Annotated in this window: 15 protein-coding genes; 5 read left to right on the top strand and 10 right to left on the bottom strand. The window is 72.9% G+C overall.

The annotated features are described in order from the left end of the window. Positions 1 to 52: 52 nt before the first annotated feature. From BLT82_RS32360 to BLT82_RS32370, 3 genes are read left to right on the top strand one after another with little or no spacing between them, the layout of a single operon-like run. Positions 53 to 910: a YndJ family protein gene (locus BLT82_RS32360; RefSeq protein WP_093661484.1), complete on the top strand. Its 858-nt coding sequence runs from the start codon at positions 53 to 55 to the stop codon at positions 908 to 910. Positions 911 to 960: 50 nt separating this feature from the next. Then, entirely contained in the window at positions 961 to 1,536 is a 576-nt protein-coding gene (locus tag BLT82_RS32365) for a DUF1990 family protein (RefSeq protein WP_244529819.1), read from the top strand. Next, a complete protein-coding gene (locus BLT82_RS32370; RefSeq protein ID WP_093661374.1) occupies positions 1,503 to 2,936 on the top strand; it encodes a lipase maturation factor family protein in 1,434 nt (477 codons plus the stop codon). Before BLT82_RS32365 ends, BLT82_RS32370 begins: the two co-directional genes overlap by 34 nt. A 129-nt stretch (positions 2,937 to 3,065) precedes the next feature. On the opposite strand, the gene BLT82_RS37400 is transcribed toward BLT82_RS32370, so the two are convergent. From BLT82_RS37400 to BLT82_RS32390, 5 genes are all read right to left on the bottom strand, one after another. Continuing rightward, a complete protein-coding gene (locus tag BLT82_RS37400; RefSeq protein ID WP_167746145.1) occupies positions 3,066 to 3,233 on the bottom strand; it encodes a hypothetical protein in 168 nt (55 codons plus the stop codon). A gap of 307 nt (positions 3,234 to 3,540) precedes the next feature. Further along, positions 3,541 to 5,004, bottom strand: coding sequence for an SDR family NAD(P)-dependent oxidoreductase (locus BLT82_RS32375; RefSeq protein ID WP_093661486.1), 1,464 nt, complete (start codon positions 5,002 to 5,004; stop codon positions 3,541 to 3,543). 160 nt (positions 5,005 to 5,164) lie between these two features. After that, positions 5,165 to 6,382 (bottom strand): glucose-1-phosphate adenylyltransferase, encoded by a 1,218-nt coding sequence (gene glgC / locus BLT82_RS32380; protein WP_093661376.1) that lies wholly within the window; start codon positions 6,380 to 6,382, stop codon positions 5,165 to 5,167. A gap of 58 nt (positions 6,383 to 6,440) precedes the next feature. Then, entirely contained in the window at positions 6,441 to 7,601 is a 1,161-nt protein-coding gene (glgA, locus tag BLT82_RS32385; protein WP_093661378.1) for a glycogen synthase, read from the bottom strand. Positions 7,602 to 7,823: 222 nt separating this feature from the next. Beyond that, complete coding sequence (locus BLT82_RS32390) at positions 7,824 to 8,576, bottom strand: (2Fe-2S)-binding protein (RefSeq protein ID WP_093661488.1); 753 nt, start codon at positions 8,574 to 8,576, stop codon at positions 7,824 to 7,826. A 214-nt stretch (positions 8,577 to 8,790) separates the two neighbouring features. On the opposite strand from BLT82_RS32390, the gene BLT82_RS32395 reads away from it, so the two are divergent. Further along, the gene (locus tag BLT82_RS32395; protein ID WP_143041571.1) at positions 8,791 to 9,969 is read left to right on the top strand and encodes a DMT family transporter; all 1,179 of its coding nucleotides are present in this window, start codon (positions 8,791 to 8,793) and stop codon (positions 9,967 to 9,969) included. Here BLT82_RS32395 and BLT82_RS32400 read toward each other — a convergent pair. Then, a complete protein-coding gene (locus BLT82_RS32400) occupies positions 9,850 to 11,088 on the bottom strand; it encodes a transglycosylase family protein (RefSeq protein ID WP_093661380.1) in 1,239 nt (412 codons plus the stop codon). The two genes, BLT82_RS32395 and BLT82_RS32400, sit on opposite strands and share 120 nt — an antisense overlap. A 247-nt stretch (positions 11,089 to 11,335) precedes the next feature. On the opposite strand from BLT82_RS32400, the gene gndA reads away from it, so the two are divergent. After that, the gene (gene gndA / locus BLT82_RS32405; protein WP_093661382.1) at positions 11,336 to 12,778 is read left to right on the top strand and encodes an NADP-dependent phosphogluconate dehydrogenase; all 1,443 of its coding nucleotides are present in this window, start codon (positions 11,336 to 11,338) and stop codon (positions 12,776 to 12,778) included. Positions 12,779 to 13,636: 858 nt separating this feature from the next. On the opposite strand, the gene BLT82_RS32410 is transcribed toward gndA, so the two are convergent. From BLT82_RS32410 to BLT82_RS32425, 4 genes are all read right to left on the bottom strand, one after another. Beyond that, a complete protein-coding gene (locus BLT82_RS32410) occupies positions 13,637 to 14,380 on the bottom strand; it encodes a hypothetical protein (protein WP_244529823.1) in 744 nt (247 codons plus the stop codon). A 95-nt stretch (positions 14,381 to 14,475) separates the two neighbouring features. Then, positions 14,476 to 14,817 (bottom strand): GNAT family N-acetyltransferase, encoded by a 342-nt coding sequence (locus BLT82_RS32415; protein WP_093661384.1) that lies wholly within the window; start codon positions 14,815 to 14,817, stop codon positions 14,476 to 14,478. A 39-nt stretch (positions 14,818 to 14,856) separates the two neighbouring features. Next, a complete protein-coding gene (gene panD, locus BLT82_RS32420) occupies positions 14,857 to 15,291 on the bottom strand; it encodes an aspartate 1-decarboxylase (protein WP_093661386.1) in 435 nt (144 codons plus the stop codon). Positions 15,292 to 15,438: 147 nt separating this feature from the next. Further along, on the bottom strand, positions 15,439 to 16,455 hold the full coding sequence (locus BLT82_RS32425; protein WP_244529820.1) for an RNA-binding protein: 1,017 nt from the start codon (positions 16,453 to 16,455) through the stop codon (positions 15,439 to 15,441). Between the last annotated feature and the right edge of the window lie 50 nt (positions 16,456 to 16,505).

Raw genomic sequence — 16,505 nt, forward strand, 5'->3', positions numbered from 1 at the left:
ACTCTAGGCTCGGCCCTGAAACTGAACACGTTCAAGCTGCGGGGTGGCGGTGATGACCGCGCTGGTCAACGCGATCGTGATGCTCGGCATGCTGGTGATCGTCCCGCTGGGTCTGCGGCTGGTACCGGACCCGGACCCGGGCGTCGTCCGCCGGCTCTGGCCTCTGCTCGCCCTCCCGGGCGCAGTGAGCCTGTGGCTGCCCCGAGGCACCCTCGCCACCGCGCCGGCCTCGGTCTATGCCCTCGCCACCGTCGCCCTCGCCCTGCACGCCCCGGCCCGTCTGCGGCGCACCCGCTCGCTGGCGCCCGCCGAGATCGCCGTCCTCACCGCCCTGGTCGCGCCGGCCGTCGCCGGAGTCGCCCTGGTGGCCGAGCGCTCGGGCCACGAGCTGCTCGGATTCGACCTGGAGATCCTGGCCCTGACCGTGCCGCACTTCCACTTCGCGGGCTTCGCCGCGGCGCTGGTCGCGGGCCTGGTGTGCCGCTCGGCCGGCGGACCCACCGGCCGGTTCGCGGCGGTCAGCGTGCCGGCCGGGACCCTGCTGGTACTCGCCGGCTACTTCACGGGCGACTGGGCCGAACTGGCCGGGGCGGCGGTGCTGACCGCCGAAATGTGGGCCGTAGCCCTGCTGACCTGGCGCGATGTACGCACGGGCAGGGCCGAACGGCTGATTCGCAAGCTGTTCGGGGTATCGGCGGCCGTTCTGGTGGCGACCATGCTCCTCGCCCTCAGCTGGGCCCTCGGCGAGGCAACCGGCCTGCCGCACCCCGGCCTCACCTGGATGGCCGCCACCCATGGCCTCGGCAACGCCCTGGGCTTCGCGCTGTGCTCACTGCCGGCCCGGCTGCGGCTGGAGGAGACCCCCGCGCAAACCGCCCGGGAGGGCCGCGACCGGAGGACCACCGCATGAACAGGACCGACACGACAGGACCGACCCGACCGGAAAGGAAGGACCGCCGCGTGGCCAGCGACGACGGACTCAACTACGCCGAGACCGGCGCGACCCTCCTCGGCCCCCTCCCGGAGGGCTACCGCCATCTCCACGTCCGCGTCCCGGTGGGACGGGGAGGCGCGGCCCTCGAGACCGCGGGCGCCGCCGTCACCGGCTGGACGATGCACCGCGCGTCCGGCGCCCGGGTGGCCGCCTCAACCGCCCGCGCCGAACCGGGCAGCTCCGTCGAGGTGTCGATCGGCGCCGGACCGCTCCGGTTCCGGGCCCCCTGCCGGGTGATCTGGACCGTCCGCGAGCCGGACCGCATCGGGTTCGCCTACGGCACCCTGTCAGGCCACCCCGAGTGCGGCGAGGAGAGCTTCCTCGCGGAGATGGCGGCGGACGGCACCGTGTGGTTCACGGTGACGGCCTTCAGCAGGCCCGCCCGCTGGTACACGCGGCTCGCCGGGCCGCTCGTTCCGGTACTGCAGCGGATGTACGCGCGACGGCTCGGCGCCACCCTGCGGCGACTCGTGGCCGAGGCGGATACTGGCGGTACGGGAGGTCCGCGATGGAGTGGTTCTCGGCACCCGACTACTGGCTGAGCAGACTCGTCTTCCAGCGGGCGCTCGCCGCGCTGTACCTGGTGGCCTTCGTCGGCGCGGCCCTCCAGTTCCGCGCCCTGATCGGCGAGCGCGGCATGCTCCCGGTGCCCGAGTACGTGCGGTACGCCCCGATGCGGCGCGCCCCGAGCATCTTCCAACTGCACTACTCGGACCGGTTCTTCGCCTGCTGCGCCTGGGCGGGGGCGGTGCTGTCGGCCGCGCTGCTCGGGGGCGCGGCCGACCACCTCCCGCTCTGGACGGCGATGCTGTGGTGGGCCGTGCTGTGGGCGCTGTACCTCTCGATCGTCAATGTCGGACAGACCTGGTACGCCTTCGGCTGGGAGTCGCTGCTGCTGGAGACGGGGTTCCTGGCGGTCTTCCTGGGGAACGAGCGGGCCGCGCCCCCGGTGCTGGTGCTGTGGCTGCTGCGCTGGCTGCTCTTCCGGGTGGAGTTCGGTGCCGGACTGATCAAGATCCGCGGCGACGAGTGCTGGCGCCGGCTGACATGCCTGTACCACCACCACGAGACCCAGCCGATGCCGGGGCCGCTCAGCTGGTTCTTCCACCATCTTCCGGGACCGCTGCACCGGGTCGAGGCCGCCGCCAACCATGTGACCCAACTGCTGGTGCCGGTGCTGCTGTTCACCCCGCAGCCCGTCGCCTCCGCCGCGGCCGGGCTGATCGTCGTCACCCAGCTCTGGCTGGTGCTGTCCGGCAACTTCGCCTGGCTCAACTGGCTGACGATCGCGCTCGCGCTCTCCGCCGTGGACTTCTCCGCCCTCGCCGGGCCGCACCCGCTGCCCGCCCCGCCGCTCTGGTACGAGGTCCTGGTGATCGCGGCGACCGTCCTCGTCCTGGCACTGAGCCACCGCCCGGTGCGCAACCTGCTCTCCCGGCGGCAGGCGATGAACCGGTCCTTCGACCCGCTCCACCTGGTCAACACCTACGGCGCGTTCGGCACCGTGGGGAGGGTCCGGTACGAGGTCGTGATCGAGGGCACGGACGAGCGGGTGCCGCGCCCCACGACCGTGTGGCGGGAGTACGGGTTCCGGGGCAAGCCCGGGGACGTCCGCAGGCTGCCCCGGCAGTTCGCCCCGTACCATCTGCGTCTCGACTGGCTGATGTGGTTCGCCGCGCTCTCCCCCGCGTACGCCCGGCCCTGGTTCGGCGGCTTCGTGGAGCGGCTCCTGGAGAACGACCGGGACACGCTGAAGCTGCTGCGCGGCAATCCGTTCCCCGACGCGCCGCCGACGTACGTCAGGGCCCGGCTGTACCACTACACGTTCACGGACTGGCGGCAGCTGCGCTCGACGGGCGCCTGGTGGCAGCGGCGGTACCTGCGCGAGTACCTGCCGCCGACCCGGCTGAGCACCACGGACGTGCCCGCGGAACGGGTCTGACGGACTCGCTGCGGGTCTCTCTCCCCCCCCCGGAGGCGGGCCCCGGCCGGAGTCGCCGGCCGGCAAGAGGACGCACGCACCCCCGGTCCGCGGTGGACCGGGGGTGCGTGACAGCCGTGGGGCGCGTGGTCAGTCGATGCCCTGGAGGATGTGCGGCTCGGCGAGGTCGTCCTCGTAGCCGGCCAGTCTGATCGGCGCGGAACGCGCCCAGACCTCGAGGCTTCCGAGTTCGTCCGGCCGCCCGGGTCGTTCGCCGGGTTCCGCCGAGGGCTTGGTCTTCTTCGTTTCAGTCGTCACCGCGCACTCCTTAGTGTCGCGTCACAGGGACAGGGGCGGTCCGGTCGCGGTGGCGCCGTTCTTCGGGCGGGATCGCGGCCGTGGTTGCGGACCTGTCCCAGGGCGGTCTCGGGGGGTGTCGTGGCCCCTTGCCGACCGTCCGTTGGCTCCAGACTAACCAAATGAGCGCGGCTGCGCTCGATGGATTACGTCACATTGGGCGTTTCTTTACTGGAAAACGCCCCAAGGTGACGGCCCATCGGGTACAGGAAACCCCCGGGGAGTCTTGCTCGCCCGGGGGAATCCGCCGTTCGGGTTACCTCGCGACTCACCAGTTCGCGCGGTCGTAGTCCTTCAGGAAGCAGCCGAAGAGGTCCTCGCCGGCCTCTCCGCGCACGATCGGGTCGTACACCCGGGCGGCGCCGTCGACCAGGTCGAGCGGGGCGTGGAAGCCCTCGGCCGCGAGCCTGACCTTGTCCGGGTGCGGGCGCTCGTCGGTGATCCAGCCGGTGTCGACGGCGGTCATCAGGATGCCGTCGGCGTCGAACATCTCCTGGGCGCTGGTGCGCGTCAGCATGTTGAGCGCCGCCTTGGCCATGTTGGTGTGCGGGTGTCCCGCGCCCTTGTAGCCGCGGCTGAAGACACCCTCCATGGCGGAGACGTTCACGACGTACTTGCGCCTGGCCGGCGAGGCGGCCATCGCCGCACGGAGCCGGCTGATCAGGATGAACGGCGCGGTCGAGTTGCACAGCTGCACTTCGAGGAGCTCGACCGGGTCGACCTCGGAGACGGTCTGGATCCAGCTGTTGGTGTCGTGCAGGTCGGGCACGAGCCCGCCGGCGTCGATCGCGGTGCCCGCCTCGATCCGCGCGAGCGACGCCGAACCGGAGACGAGGGCGAGATCGGTGACGTCCTGGGCGCTCAGCCCCTCCGACCGGGGCCCGGGGAGGGCCGCGACCCGGTCCACCCCGCCGCTGCCGAAGGTGCCGATCACCTCGGCGGCGGGCAGCTCGCCCGCGGGCAGCGGGGCGCCTTCCGCCAGGACGAGCTCGCTGTACGCCTGCGGCGAGCGCCGCACGGTCTGGGCGGCGTTGTTGATCAGGATGTCGAGCGGTCCCTCGGCGGCGACCGAGTCGGCGAGCGCGACGACCTGCGCCGGGTCGCGGAGGTCGATGCCGACGATCTTGAGGCGGTGGATCCACTCGTCGCTGTCCGGCATCGCCTTGAAGCGGCGGATCGCGTCGTTGGGGAAGCGGGTGGTGATGGTGGTGTGGGCGCCGTCGCGGAGCAGCCGCAGCGCGATGTACATGCCGATCTTGGCGCGGCCGCCGGTGAGCAGCGCGCGCCGGCCCGTCAGATCGGTACGGGCGTCACGGCGGGCCCGGTTCTCGGCCGCGCACTTCTGGCACAGCTGGTGATAGAAGGCGTCGACCTCGACGTAGCGGGTCTTGCAGATGTAGCAGGAGCGGGGGCGCTGGAGTATGCCCGCGATCTCCCCCATCACGGAGGAGGAGGGCAGCAGCCCCTGGGTCTCGTCGTCGATGCGGTCCGCGGAGCCGGTGGCCGTGGCCTCGGTGACCGTCTTGTCGTGGGCGGTCTTGGCGGCGCGGCGCTCCTGGCGGCGGCGCTGCTTGACGGTGCGGTAGATCCCGGCGGTGGCGCGACGGACCGTGACCGCGTCGGGGTGGTCGACCTCCAGGCGGTCGAGCTCCTCGAGAACGCCCAGGCAGACGGCCAGTCGCTCGGGGTCGATGCCGGGGCCGAAGTCCAGGCTGTCGTCTGTCACCGTCATCGCCGCTGCCATTCCCTGTGTCCTTCGTGTCCCGCTTCGGGGATTCCAAAAGCGGAACTTTACTTCAGAGGCGGGTGTCCGGGCCAAACCGTACCGGAGGCAGGCTCCGCTCGTTGGCTTTCCGCGAGGAACGCGTCACGGAGGGTCACGTCGATGGGCGTCACAGCACCCGCTGCCCCTTGCCCAGCGCGATCACCCCGCCCTCCGAGACCGTGTACAGCTCCCGGTCGCGCTCCGGATTGACGCCGATCGTGGCGCCGGGCGGGACGTCGACGTTCTTGTCGAGCACGGCTTCGCGCACCACCGCGCCCCGTCCGATGCGCACGTTGTCGTGCAGCACGGAGCCCTGCACCACGGCCCCCTGCCCCACCGCCACACCCGGGGACAGCACGGACCGGGTGACCTGGCCGCGGATCTCGCAGCCGGGGCTGACCACCGACTCGCTCGCGATCCCGCCGGCGCAGAACCGGGCGGGCGGCAGCTGACCGGAGTGGGTGTAGATGGGCCAGCGGCGGTTCTCCAGGCTGAACACGGGCCGTTCGGCGATCAGATCCATGTGGGCCTCGTAGTAGGAGTCGAGGGTTCCCACGTCACGCCAGTAGCCGTGCTCGAGCGCGCTCTCACCCGGCACGTGGTTGGTGTCGAAGTCGTAGAGCTGGGCGACACCACGCTCCGTGAGCATCGGGAGGATGGATCCGCCCATGTCGTGCACCGAGCGGGGATCCTCGGAGTCCCGGTGCAGGGCGTCGATCAGCACCTTCGTGGTGAAGAGGTAGTTGCCCATCGAGGCGAACACCCGGTCGGGGTCGCCTCGCAGCCCGGGTGGGTCGGTGGGCTTCTCCAGGAACCGCTCCACCCGCGTGCCGTCCGTGGCGGGGCTGATCACACCGAACGACGACGCCTCCGAGCGCGGCACCCTGATCCCGGCGACGGTGACCCCGGCGCCGCTCTCGACGTGCTGCTTGAGCATGTGGCGCGGGTCCATGCGGTAGACGTGGTCGGCGCCGAACACGGCGATGTAGTCGGGCTGTTCGTCGTGGACCAGGTTGAGGGACTGCAGGATGGCGTCGGCGCTGCCCAGGTACCAGCGCGGGCCGAGCCGCTGCTGCGCGGGCACCGGGGTGACGTAGTTGCCGAGGAGGCTCGACATCCGCCACGTGGTCGTGACGTGCCGGTCCAGCGAGTGCGACTTGTACTGGGTGAGCACGCAGATCCGCAGGATGTCCCCGTTGACCAGGTTGGAGAGGACGAAGTCCACGAGCCGGTAGGTGCCGCCGAAGGTGACCGCCGGTTTCGCGCGGTCGGCCGTCAGCGGCATCAGCCGTTTGCCCTCCCCGCCCGCCAGGACGATCCCGAGCACCGAAGGTCCACCGCGCATCGCGCCCCCTCACGCCGTCGGCTCGCGCCGTGTGATTCTGTCGTCGGACGAATTCGGACTACCGGAGCGTCTTCTCGTAGAGCTCGTGGGTACGCCGGGCCACCTGGTCCCAGCCGAACTCGCGGACCGCGCGCTCTCGTCCGGCCTCGCCCATCCGCCGGGCCGTGGCGGGGTCGTCGAGCACCCGGTCGAGCGCCTCCGTCAGCCCCGTCTCGAACTCCTCGGGGTGCGCGGCGTCGTACGGTACGAGCAGCCCGGTCCGCCCGTCGTCGACGACCTCCGGGATGCCGCCGACCGCGGACGCGACCACCGCCGTGCCGCACGCCATGGCCTCGAGGTTCACGATGCCCAGCGGCTCGTAGACGGAGGGACACACGAACACCGCGGCATGGGTGAGCAGTTGGACGACGGCGGGCCTGGGGAGCATCTCGGGGATCCAGTGCACCCCGTCGCGCGCGTCGCTCAGTTCGCCGACGAGGGCACGGAACTCGGCGCCGATCTCCGGGGTGTCGGGCGCGCCGGCGCACAGCACGAGCTGGGCGCCCGGGTCGAGGGCGTGCGCCGCGCGCAGCAGGTGCGGAACGCCCTTCTGCCGGGTGATGCGGCCGACGAAGAGCACGTACGGCCGGCCGGGGTCGATGCCGAGGCCGCGCAGCACGTCCTTGCCGCGGTCGGGCCGGTAGAGGCGGGTGTCGATGCCGTTGTGGACGACGTGCACCCTGGCCGGATCGAGCGCGGGATAGCAGCCGAGGATGTCGGCGCGCATGCCGCGGGAGACCGCGATCACGGCGTCGGCGGCCTCGATCGCCGTCCGCTCGGCCCATCCTGACAGGGCGTAACCGCCGCCGAGCTGCTCGGCCTTCCAGGGCCGCAGGGGTTCGAGCGAGTGCGAGGTGACGATGTGCGGGACGCCGTGGAGGAGCTTGGCGAGGTGGCCGGCGAGATTGGCGTACCAGGTGTGGGAGTGGACGAGTTCGCGGTCCGCGAGCGCCGCGGCCATCGACAGGTCGACGGAGAAGGTGCGCAGGGCGTCGTTGGCGCCGTCGAGCCCGGCGAGGGCGGCGTGCCGCACGACCCCGTCGGCCGTGGCCCCCTCGCCCCAGCAGTGCACGTCGAGCTCGGTCAGCGCCCGTAACTCCCGGGCGAGGAACTCCACATGGACCCCGGCCCCGCCGTAGACGTCCGGCGGATACTCGCGTGTGAGCAGTCCCACCCTCATACGTCGATGGTCACCCACACGGGGCCGTGGCGGAAGACCGCGGCGGACGGGCGGCGAGCCCCGCCGGTCGTCAAGGCCGACCGGCGGGGCCGCGGATGCCGCGGGCGCGGTGTCCCGGGCGGGGCGGGCTCAGGTGTCGGGTGCCGACGGGTCCTGGGAGAGCGGCCGGGGGCGGGGCTTGCGGCCCTTGTGGACGGGTGCCGCGAATGTCCCGGGCGGGTGTCACGGCCGTAGGCGCCGGGTGCCGCTGTCGCGGGCGGGCGCCGAAGCCGAAGGCGCCGGGTCCTGGGAGAGCGGCCGGCGGGGCGGGCGGTCGAAGACGCAGTCGCCGCACAGACCGCCGCCCGGGCAGCGGTAGTAGAGGCAGCAGCTGGTGCGGCGCAGGGCCGGTCCGCGGACCGTGCCGGACAGATCCGGGTGGTCGAGCAGGCCCGTGGTGAGTGCGGTGGCGCGGTCGGCCACCTCGGGGCGGTCGCGCTCCCGCGCCCAGCGGTGGATCTCGCGCAGGGCGCCGGCGAGCGCGGAGCCGGCGTTGCCCCACAGCAGCCGGTGGGAGATGCGGACATCGCCCCGCAGGGCCTCGGCGAGCGGGACGAGGTGGCCGAACTGGACGGCTTCCCGGATGCTGTCCACGGTGCCGGGGAGCGTCCCGGCCCGTGTCCAGCAGAGATCGTCAGGCGAGCTGAGCTCCGGGTCCCAGTACAGCGCTCCGGCAGCCGGGTCGGGGAACTCGCCGTGCAGGGCGGCCGGGCCGAGCGCCGTGGACCACAGCCGGGCGGCGAGTCCGAGGTGGGCGATGGAGGCGGCGACCCGTCGTTCGGGCGTGCGCAGCCGGGCCGCGACGCGGTCGACACGGGCGGTGAGGGGCACGATGTCGCCGGCGTGGAGCCGGGACAGCGGCAGATGGCCGGGGCCGGGCTCACCGGTCCGGGTCGCGAAGAAGCCGCCGATCGGCTCCGTCTCCGTCCGCTCCACGCGCCGCGCCCCCGCCCGGTCTCGCTCCGCCGTCCCGCCGTGCCCCGGACCCGAGGTCCGCGGGCCCGGCGCCTGCATCGGGTGCAGCATACGGCGGCGGCCCGGCGCCCGGGCGCCGAGGCGATCCCGTACTCCCCTACTCCTGCGGTAGTACGCGAGAGTGCCTGCTCGAGAACGACGACGTGAGGCGTCCACCGGGGAGATCGTTGGGCCCATGAGCTCCCTCGCGGTGTCCGTGCTGCTGTCCCTGGTCTCCGCCGTCGCCTATGCGACCGCTGCGGTCGTGCAGGAGCGGGTGGCCATGGGCGAGCCCGGAGGGCCGTACGCACCGGTGCGCAGTGGCGGATGGTGGACCGCGATGGGGCTCAACGGCGCGGGCGGACTGCTGCACGTGGCGGCACTGGCGTACGGACCGCTGAGCCTGGTGCAGCCGCTCGGCGCGCTGACCATCGTGTTCGCGCTGCCCCTTGCGGCGCTGTCGGTGCGCGGCGGTGTGCGGCCCGGCGGTGGGCGAGGCGTGGCGGGGCCGGCGATCTGGGCGGGCGCGGTCATGTCGGCCGCCGGGCTCGCCGGGCTGCTCGCCCTGACCGGGAGCACAGGTGCCGAGGCCCCTGACAGCGGTGCACGGGGCGTGCTCTCGGGGCTGTCGGCGGCCGCGATCGGGGCGCTGTTCCTGGTGGCACGCCGGGTACGGCGGCCCGGGACGCGCGCGGTGGCGCTTGCGGCGGGTGCCGGTGTGGCCTTCGGTGTGGCGTCGGTGTTCACCAAGATCGTCACCGAGGAGCTGGGGACCCGTTCCTGGGGCGGGGCGCTGCCGGGCCTGCTCATGGTCGCGGGGCCGGCCGTCGCCGGGCTGCTGATGTCGCAGGCGTCGTACCGGGGCGCCGGCCTGACCGCCCCACTCGCGACGGTGACGGTCGTGAACCCGGTGGTGGCGGCGGCCGTCGGCGTCGCGCTGTTCGGGGAGCGGTTCCGCCACGGCGCGGCCGGCACCGCGGCGGCGCTGCTGTGCGCAGCCGTGGCGGCCGGTGGACTGCTGCTGCTCATCACACGGCGCCGGCCGGCATCCGGGACCGCTCCCGCACCCCGGCCCGGGACCGGGGCCGCTCCCGCGATCAGGGCGCGGATCAGGGCCGCGACCGGGGCCGGCCCCGAACCGGGTGGGCATCCGGTCGCCGGTACCGCCCCGGATCTCGTCCTCGGCCACCGGGCGGAACTCGTCGCCGGTCCCGGCACGGGCCCCGCCCCCCGTCATGCGACCGCCGGAGCGGCGTCAGATGCTGACGCCGCCCGCACGGAGGTACCGGAGCGGATCGATGTCGGACCCGTACCCCGGCCCCGTACGCACCTCGAAGTGGAGGTGCGGTCCGGTGCTGTTGCCGGTGGACCCTGAACGGGCGATCCGCTGGCCGCTGTTGACCCGCTGCCCCTCGCGCACGGTGAGCGCCGACAGATGGGCGTACTGGCTGTACTTGCCGTCGTCGTGCCGGATGACGATCTGGTACCCGTACGCGCCCGCCCAGCCGGCCGAGACCACCCGGCCCTGGGCCACGGCCTTCACCGACGTACCGGTCGGCACGGGGAAGTCCACGCCCGTGTGGTAGCCGCTGGACCAGGACGAGCCGGCTTTGCCGTACGGAGTGCCGGTACCGGCGGCGACCGGTGCGCTCAGGCCGGCGGCGCGCTCGGCGCGGTCCGGACGCTCCTGCCGCCGCTGCTCATGGCGGGGCTTCGGTTTCGGCTTGGCCTGCTGCTTCCGCTGCGGCGGAGCCGCGGGCTGCGCGGCGGCCGTCGGCGGCTGCGCCTTGGGCGGGGCCTTCGGCGGGGTCGCGGGCCGGGTCCGCGGGAGGCTCTTCGACGGCGCGGGGGCGGCGCCCCGCAGGACCAGCCGCTGGCCGGGGTGGATGAGATCGGGGTCGGCGCCGACGACCTTGCGGTTGGCGTCGTAGAGCGCCTGCCAGCCGCCCTTGACCCGTTCGGAGGCGGCGATGCCGGAGAGCGAGTCGCCGGGCGTCACCGTGTAACTCTCACGCTGCGTGGGGACGGTGGTCGGCGTCGCCTGCGGGACCGTGCGCCGGGATAACGCGGCCTGCGCCCTGAGCTGCCGTCCGGGTGACGCGTCCGGCGTGTCGTCGTCACGGGTGAGCCCCGCACGCGTGGAGCAGACCGGCCAGGCGCGCGGTCCCTGGCCGTCCAGCACCTTCTCGGCGACGGCCATCTGCTGGTCCCGGGTGGCGAGGTCCGCGCGCGCGGCGTAGACCGTCCCGCCGTACTCCTCCCACGTGGACTGGCTGAACTGGAGCCCGCCGAAGTAGCCGTTGCCGGTGTTGATCTGCCAGTTGCCGGTGGACTCGCAGGCCGCGACCTTCTCCCACACGTCCTCCGGCGCCGCGTCGGCCGTTCCCGCGCCGATCAGCGGCAGCGCCATGCCCGCGCCGCCCGCGGTGACGGTCAGCGAGGCCCGGTTGATCCGGCTCGGCTGGTAGCGGCGGTGTCGTCCACGAACGGCCATGAGTCCCCCTCGAACGCCTCAGCAGCCGCCAAAGCTATTGGCTCGCCACAAGACATGACAAGGGGGTGCGTGCGGGCGCCCCGTCGCAAGGTGCACCGCCGTACGGGGGAAATCGGTGGACGATGCGCCCCTCGCGCGACTCGTCGCCCCATGAACGCCGCACTCCGGTGACGCGTATTCATACTGGCCACGGGGAGGCGCACTTCCGCATGACCGCACGCAGTCGACGGATTCCAGGAGCACACGTATGAGTGGTACCGCCCAGATCGGCGTCACCGGGCTCGCGGTGATGGGCCGCAATCTCGCCCGCAATTTCGCGCGCAACGGCTACACGGTCGCCCTGCACAACCGGACCACCGCCCGCACCCGCGAACTCGTCGAGTCCTTCGGCGACGAAGGGGCCTTCGTCCCCACCGAGTCCGCCGAGGAGTTCGTCGCCGCGCTGGAGCGCCCCCGCCGCCTCATGATCATGGTCAAGGCGGGTGCCCCGACGGACGCGGTGATCGAGGAGTTCGCCCCCCTGCTGGAGCCCGGCGACCAGATCATCGACGGCGGCAACGCGCATTTCGAGGACACCCGCCGACGGGAGCGCGAACTGCGCGAACGCGGCATCCACTTCGTGGGGGTGGGCGTGTCGGGCGGTGAGGAGGGCGCGCTGCACGGCCCGAGCATCATGCCCGGTGGTTCCCGGGAGTCGTACGACACGCTCGGCCCGATGCTGGAGAAGATCGCCGCGAAGGCGCCGGACGGCACACCCTGCACCACGCACATCGGCCCCGACGGCGCGGGCCACTTCGTGAAGATGGTGCACAACGGCATCGAGTACGCCGACATGCAGCTGATCGCCGAGGCCTACCATCTGCTGCGCTCGGTGGCCGGGTACTCACCGGAGAAGATCGCCGAGACCTTCCGCGAGTGGAACACGGGGCGGCTCGACTCGTATCTCATCGAGATCACCGCCGAGGTGCTGGCGCACACGGACCCGGAGACCGGGAAGCCGTTCGTCGACGTGGTCGCCGACCGGGCCGAGCAGAAGGGCACCGGGCGGTGGACCGTGCAGATCGCCCTCGACCTGGGCGTGCCGGTCTCCGGTATCGCGGAGGCCGTCTTCGCCCGCTCGCTGTCCGGGCACGTCGATCTGCGCGAGGCCTCGCAGTCGCTGCCCGGACCGACTCCGCAGCCGCTCGGCGAGAAGGACGCCGCCCGGTTCGCGGCGCAGGTCGAGCAGGCCCTCTACGCGTCGAAGATCGTTTCGTACACGCAGGGCTTCCACCAGATCCGGGCCGGCAGCGACACCTACGACTGGAACATCGACCTGGGCGCGGTGGCCGCGATCTGGCGTGCCGGGTGCATCATCCGGGCGGCCTTCCTGGACCGGATCCGGACGGCGTTCGACACGCAGCCCGATCTGCCGAGCCTGCTGTCGGACAAGCAGTTCGCCGAGGAGATCGGCGCGGCCCAGGACGACTGGCGAGCCGTGGTGGCCGCCGCGGCACGCCAGGGTGTGCCGACGCCGGGCTTCTCGGCCGCGCTCGCGTACTACGACGCGCTCCGCGCACGCCGGCTGCCGGCGGCGCTCACCCAGGCCCAGCGCGACTTCTTCGGCGCCCACACCTACCGGCGCACCGACCGGGACGGGTCGTTCCACACCCTCTGGGGCGGTGACCGGTCGGAGGTGAGCACCGGCTGAACCCGCGGCGGACGCGGCGCGACACGTCAGGTGGTGTCGCGCCGCTTTCCGTGTCGCGGTGGGCGTGACGCGGGGTCGCCTCGTGCGGCGTCGACTCGCCCGGGGTCAGCTCAGCGGGCCGGGCTGCGGTTCCCCGGGCACCGGATCCGGCCCCGGCGGTTTCGGGATCGGGTCCGGCGCGGGGCCGGGCGGCGGCTGCGGCGGGGGGACGGGCCCGGGCGGAGGCCCAGGGGCCGGACCCGGACCGGGCCCGGGCGGCGGCGTGGGTGCCGGTGGCACGGGGTCCGGTGGCGGCGTCGGGGGTACGGGGTGCGGGGGTACGGGGTCGGGGGGCGGCGTGGGGGGTGCCGGATCGGGCGGCGGTTGTGTCATGACGGTCTCCCCGGGTGGTTCGGTCGTGCCGTGCGTCGGATCGGCCGGACGGCGCGTTCGGGTTCCATGCATGCGGCTTCCCACCCGCGCCCGGTCCAGTCATCGGCACGTGCGCGCGAAGGGTTGAGGTGCGGGCCGGGGCGTGATCTCGCCGGCGGAACCACGGGCCCCGGAGCCGGCGCGGGGACACCTGGCGAGGCCCGGGCTGCGGGCCTGCGCCCGCCGAGATGTGCTCGCTGGGGAGGCGTCGCGGTTCAGCCGGCGGCACGGGGCGCTCATGCTTCGGCGGCACGGGGCGCTCAGGCTTCGGCGGCACACCCTGGGCATCGCGGGTTTGGCCTGCGGCAACGCGGGTCAGGCTGTGGCACGGCAGCGCCCCGCCTCCGGCGGCTCGCGGGTTCGGCCTGCTGACTCGCGGGCGAGCCTGCGGCAACGCGGGTCAGGCTGCGGCACGCCCCTTCGCGGCCCCCGGCTTCGCGGCTCTGCTCAGCGGGCCGCACTCTCCTGCGCCGCGGCCCCGCCTGCCGCCTGCCCCTTGAGCACCGCGTCCCGTGCCTTCACCGCTTCCACCGCCCGCGCCGCTGCCGCGAGGCCGGGGCGCGGGCTGGAAAGCACGGGCACGATCGTCGTGGCGCGGGCGGCCGCGGCCGCCATGGACACCTGGGCCAGCACGATCACATCGGCGTCGCGGACGGCGTCCACCGCGGCGGCGACCGCGTCCAGGTAGCCGTCGTGGTCGCCGGCCTCGAAGCGTTCCCATGCTCCCTCGGCGAGGTGGGTGCGCACCCTTGCCGAGCCGTCCGACGCCGTGTGCTCCCCCGGCCGACCACCGGCCTCGCGTTCCTCGCGTGCCAGTTCCTCCCCGATCAGCGCGACCGTGGGGCCCAGCGTGCTCTCGACCGCCGCGACGACGGCGATCCGCCGGTGGGCGGCAGCGGCCGCGGCCATCGGCCGGTCGACCCGGAGGACGGGTACGCCCATATCCGCGGCGCACCGTTCAGCCACCGCCCCGATGGTGGAACAGGTGCACAGGACCGCGTCCGCTCCCCCGGCGACGGCCCCGGCCAGCGCCGCGCGGACGGCGCCGGCCACGGCGTCCGGGCCGTGCGACCTGGCCCGGGCCAGCAGTTCTTCGTCGACGGTGTGCCGCAGCCGCAGGCCCGGGTGGTGGCGGTCGCACAGCGCCTCGAAGACCGGCACATGCACAGGGGAAGTGTGCAGCAGGGCCAGTACGGGCCCTGCCGCCTCCGGCGGACCGGCCTCTGCCGGGCGATCCGCCTGCGGGGCGGCGCCCTGCGGGCCGCCGGCCCGCGGCGACAGGTCCGTCACAGCCCCGGGTGCTCCTTCGCCTGCCGCTCGGCCTCCTTGACCAGTTCTGCGGACGGCACGGGAGCCTCGTCCGGGTGCCGCTGCGCCCACTTCGCCGCGTACGGGCAGAGCGGCACGACCGGCACTCCCTCACGGGCGGCCATCGCGTAGAACTCGCGCACCAGGGTGCTTCCGATGCCCTTCCCCTCGTGCGCCGGCTCGACGATCGTGTGCACGGGAACCAGCGCTGCGGGGTCGAAGACCAGCGTGAAGTACGCGATGTGGCCGACGAACTCGCCGTCCTCGTACGCCTCCAGCCGGCCCTTCTCGCGATCGTCACGGAGTTTGGGGTCAGCCATCGTGCTCTCCTCGGTCAGCGGGCTTGCCGTCGGGTCGGTTCAGTATCGGGCCGCGGGAGCCGGCACGGCGTGCGGGCTGCTCTCCGTGTCGCTTCCGGGAACCGGCTGTGACGGGTCCGAGCCCAACTCGACGATGCGGTTCCGGCCGTCGACGTGGACGACGCGGGGCACGAGCGCCCGGGCCTCGGCGTCGTCGACCTGCGCGTAGCTGATGAGGATGACCAGGTCGCCGGGGTGCACGAGATGGGCGGCGGCGCCGTTGATGCCGATGACGCCGGAGCCGCGCTCTCCTTCGATCACGTACGTCTCGAGCCGGGCGCCGTTGTCGATGTCGACGATGTGCACGAGCTCACCGGGAAGCAGATCGGCCGCTTCCATCAACTCGGCGTCGACGGTGACGGAGCCGACGTAGTGCAGGTCGGCCTGGGTCACGGTGGCCCGGTGGATCTTGGACTTGAACATGGTTCGAATCACGGAGAACTCCCGATTTGTCTGCTCCCTGCCTGCTTCCTGCAGGTCAAGGGCGGTCTCCGGAGACTACAACGATTCCCGTGTCCGGTCAGCCGCCCTCAGGTCTTTCAGGACTCGAGCTGACCGCCTGCTGACTCTTCCGAAGAGCACTCACCCCCCTCTTGAGTGCCGGAGGGCCCACTCCCGGTCGCGGGGCGTCGGCTCGGTCCGCCAGCGAGCCCGTAGGACTCCGTCGTCATCGGGCATGACCGCGGTGAACAGAGGAACGGGTTCACCGTCGTGCACGGGCAGGAGGGCGGCGGCGAGGGCACAGCGCATCCGGGCGATCAGCTCCGGGAATGCGGTCTCGTCGGCGATGGCGCTGAGGATGTGGCCCTCGTCGTCCTGCCAGACGCCTTCGACGAGGCCCTCTGCGGGGATGGCTCCCAGGACGGCGTCGACGTCGGAGGAGAGAGGCGGCCATACGGCCAGACGGGCTCGGGGAGCGATTCCGGCGCGAATCGCGTCGACGGTGTCGCGGGTGAGGTGGTGCCATCGTGAGGCGCCTTGGAGATACGTCTCTTCCAGGATCCCGGCACTGCCGTCGGCGACTGCCCGGTGCAGGTCGGCCCAGAAGCCGTCGTCGCCGGGCCGCTGGACGCCGTCCTCCTCGTCCTCGAAGCCGTACGGGGAGGCGTCCAGGCGTTCCGGGAACAGTCCAAGGCCGCGAGTTCGTACCGGCGCCTCCTCGCACGGCCGGCTGGTGCTGATGTACAGGTACTGGTCCCATCCGACGTGCACAGCGAATGCGCCCTCCGCTTCGAGTCGGCACCAGGCGCCGCTGTCGCGAAGCATGAGCCGCACCAGTTCCAGGCCCATGTCGAGCGGCACTTCCGCTCCGTCATGGAAGCCGGCGATGCCGGCCGAAAAGAGCCCCTCAAGCCCGAAGCCCCTCACTGGCGGTTCGAGGCCGAACTGCCCGATGGACGGGACCTGCGGCTCGCGTACGACCAAGCGATCGATGCCGGCCTCAACGGCGAACTCCAGGACTGCCTGCAGATAGGCAGCCTCGACCTCGCCGTGATCGCTGACGGTGTCCTCGGCGGCCGTGTAGTGCCCGAGTTCATCACGGTCGGCGGGGTCGTACTTGGTGACGCGGTAGACGTAGGGGAGCTGCACGCGCTCCATCTTCCGGCACCACGCGAGACCGCCCTCAGGGCTCCCGCCGCCAACGCTGC

It is taken from the genome of Streptomyces wuyuanensis, assembly GCF_900103455.1.
Lineage (GTDB): Bacteria > Actinomycetota > Actinomycetes > Streptomycetales > Streptomycetaceae > Streptomyces > Streptomyces wuyuanensis.

Excerpts from the sequence above, each read along its gene's own strand:
- BLT82_RS32360 (WP_093661484.1), top strand. The coding sequence starts at position 53 with ATGACCGCGCTGGTCAACGCGATCGTGATGCTCGGCATGCTGGTGATC.
- BLT82_RS32370 (WP_093661374.1), top strand. The coding sequence starts at position 1,503 with ATGGAGTGGTTCTCGGCACCCGACTACTGGCTGAGCAGACTCGTCTTC.
- BLT82_RS32375 (WP_093661486.1), bottom strand. The coding sequence starts at position 5,004 with ATGACGGTGACAGACGACAGCCTGGACTTCGGCCCCGGCATCGACCCC.
- glgC (WP_093661376.1), bottom strand. The coding sequence starts at position 6,382 with ATGCGCGGTGGACCTTCGGTGCTCGGGATCGTCCTGGCGGGCGGGGAG.
- glgA (WP_093661378.1), bottom strand. The coding sequence starts at position 7,601 with ATGAGGGTGGGACTGCTCACACGCGAGTATCCGCCGGACGTCTACGGC.
- BLT82_RS32395 (WP_143041571.1), top strand. The coding sequence starts at position 8,791 with ATGAGCTCCCTCGCGGTGTCCGTGCTGCTGTCCCTGGTCTCCGCCGTC.
- BLT82_RS32400 (WP_093661380.1), bottom strand. The coding sequence starts at position 11,088 with ATGGCCGTTCGTGGACGACACCGCCGCTACCAGCCGAGCCGGATCAAC.
- gndA (WP_093661382.1), top strand. The coding sequence starts at position 11,336 with ATGAGTGGTACCGCCCAGATCGGCGTCACCGGGCTCGCGGTGATGGGC.
- BLT82_RS32415 (WP_093661384.1), bottom strand. The coding sequence starts at position 14,817 with ATGGCTGACCCCAAACTCCGTGACGATCGCGAGAAGGGCCGGCTGGAG.
- BLT82_RS32425 (WP_244529820.1), bottom strand. The coding sequence starts at position 16,455 with ATGGAGCGCGTGCAGCTCCCCTACGTCTACCGCGTCACCAAGTACGAC.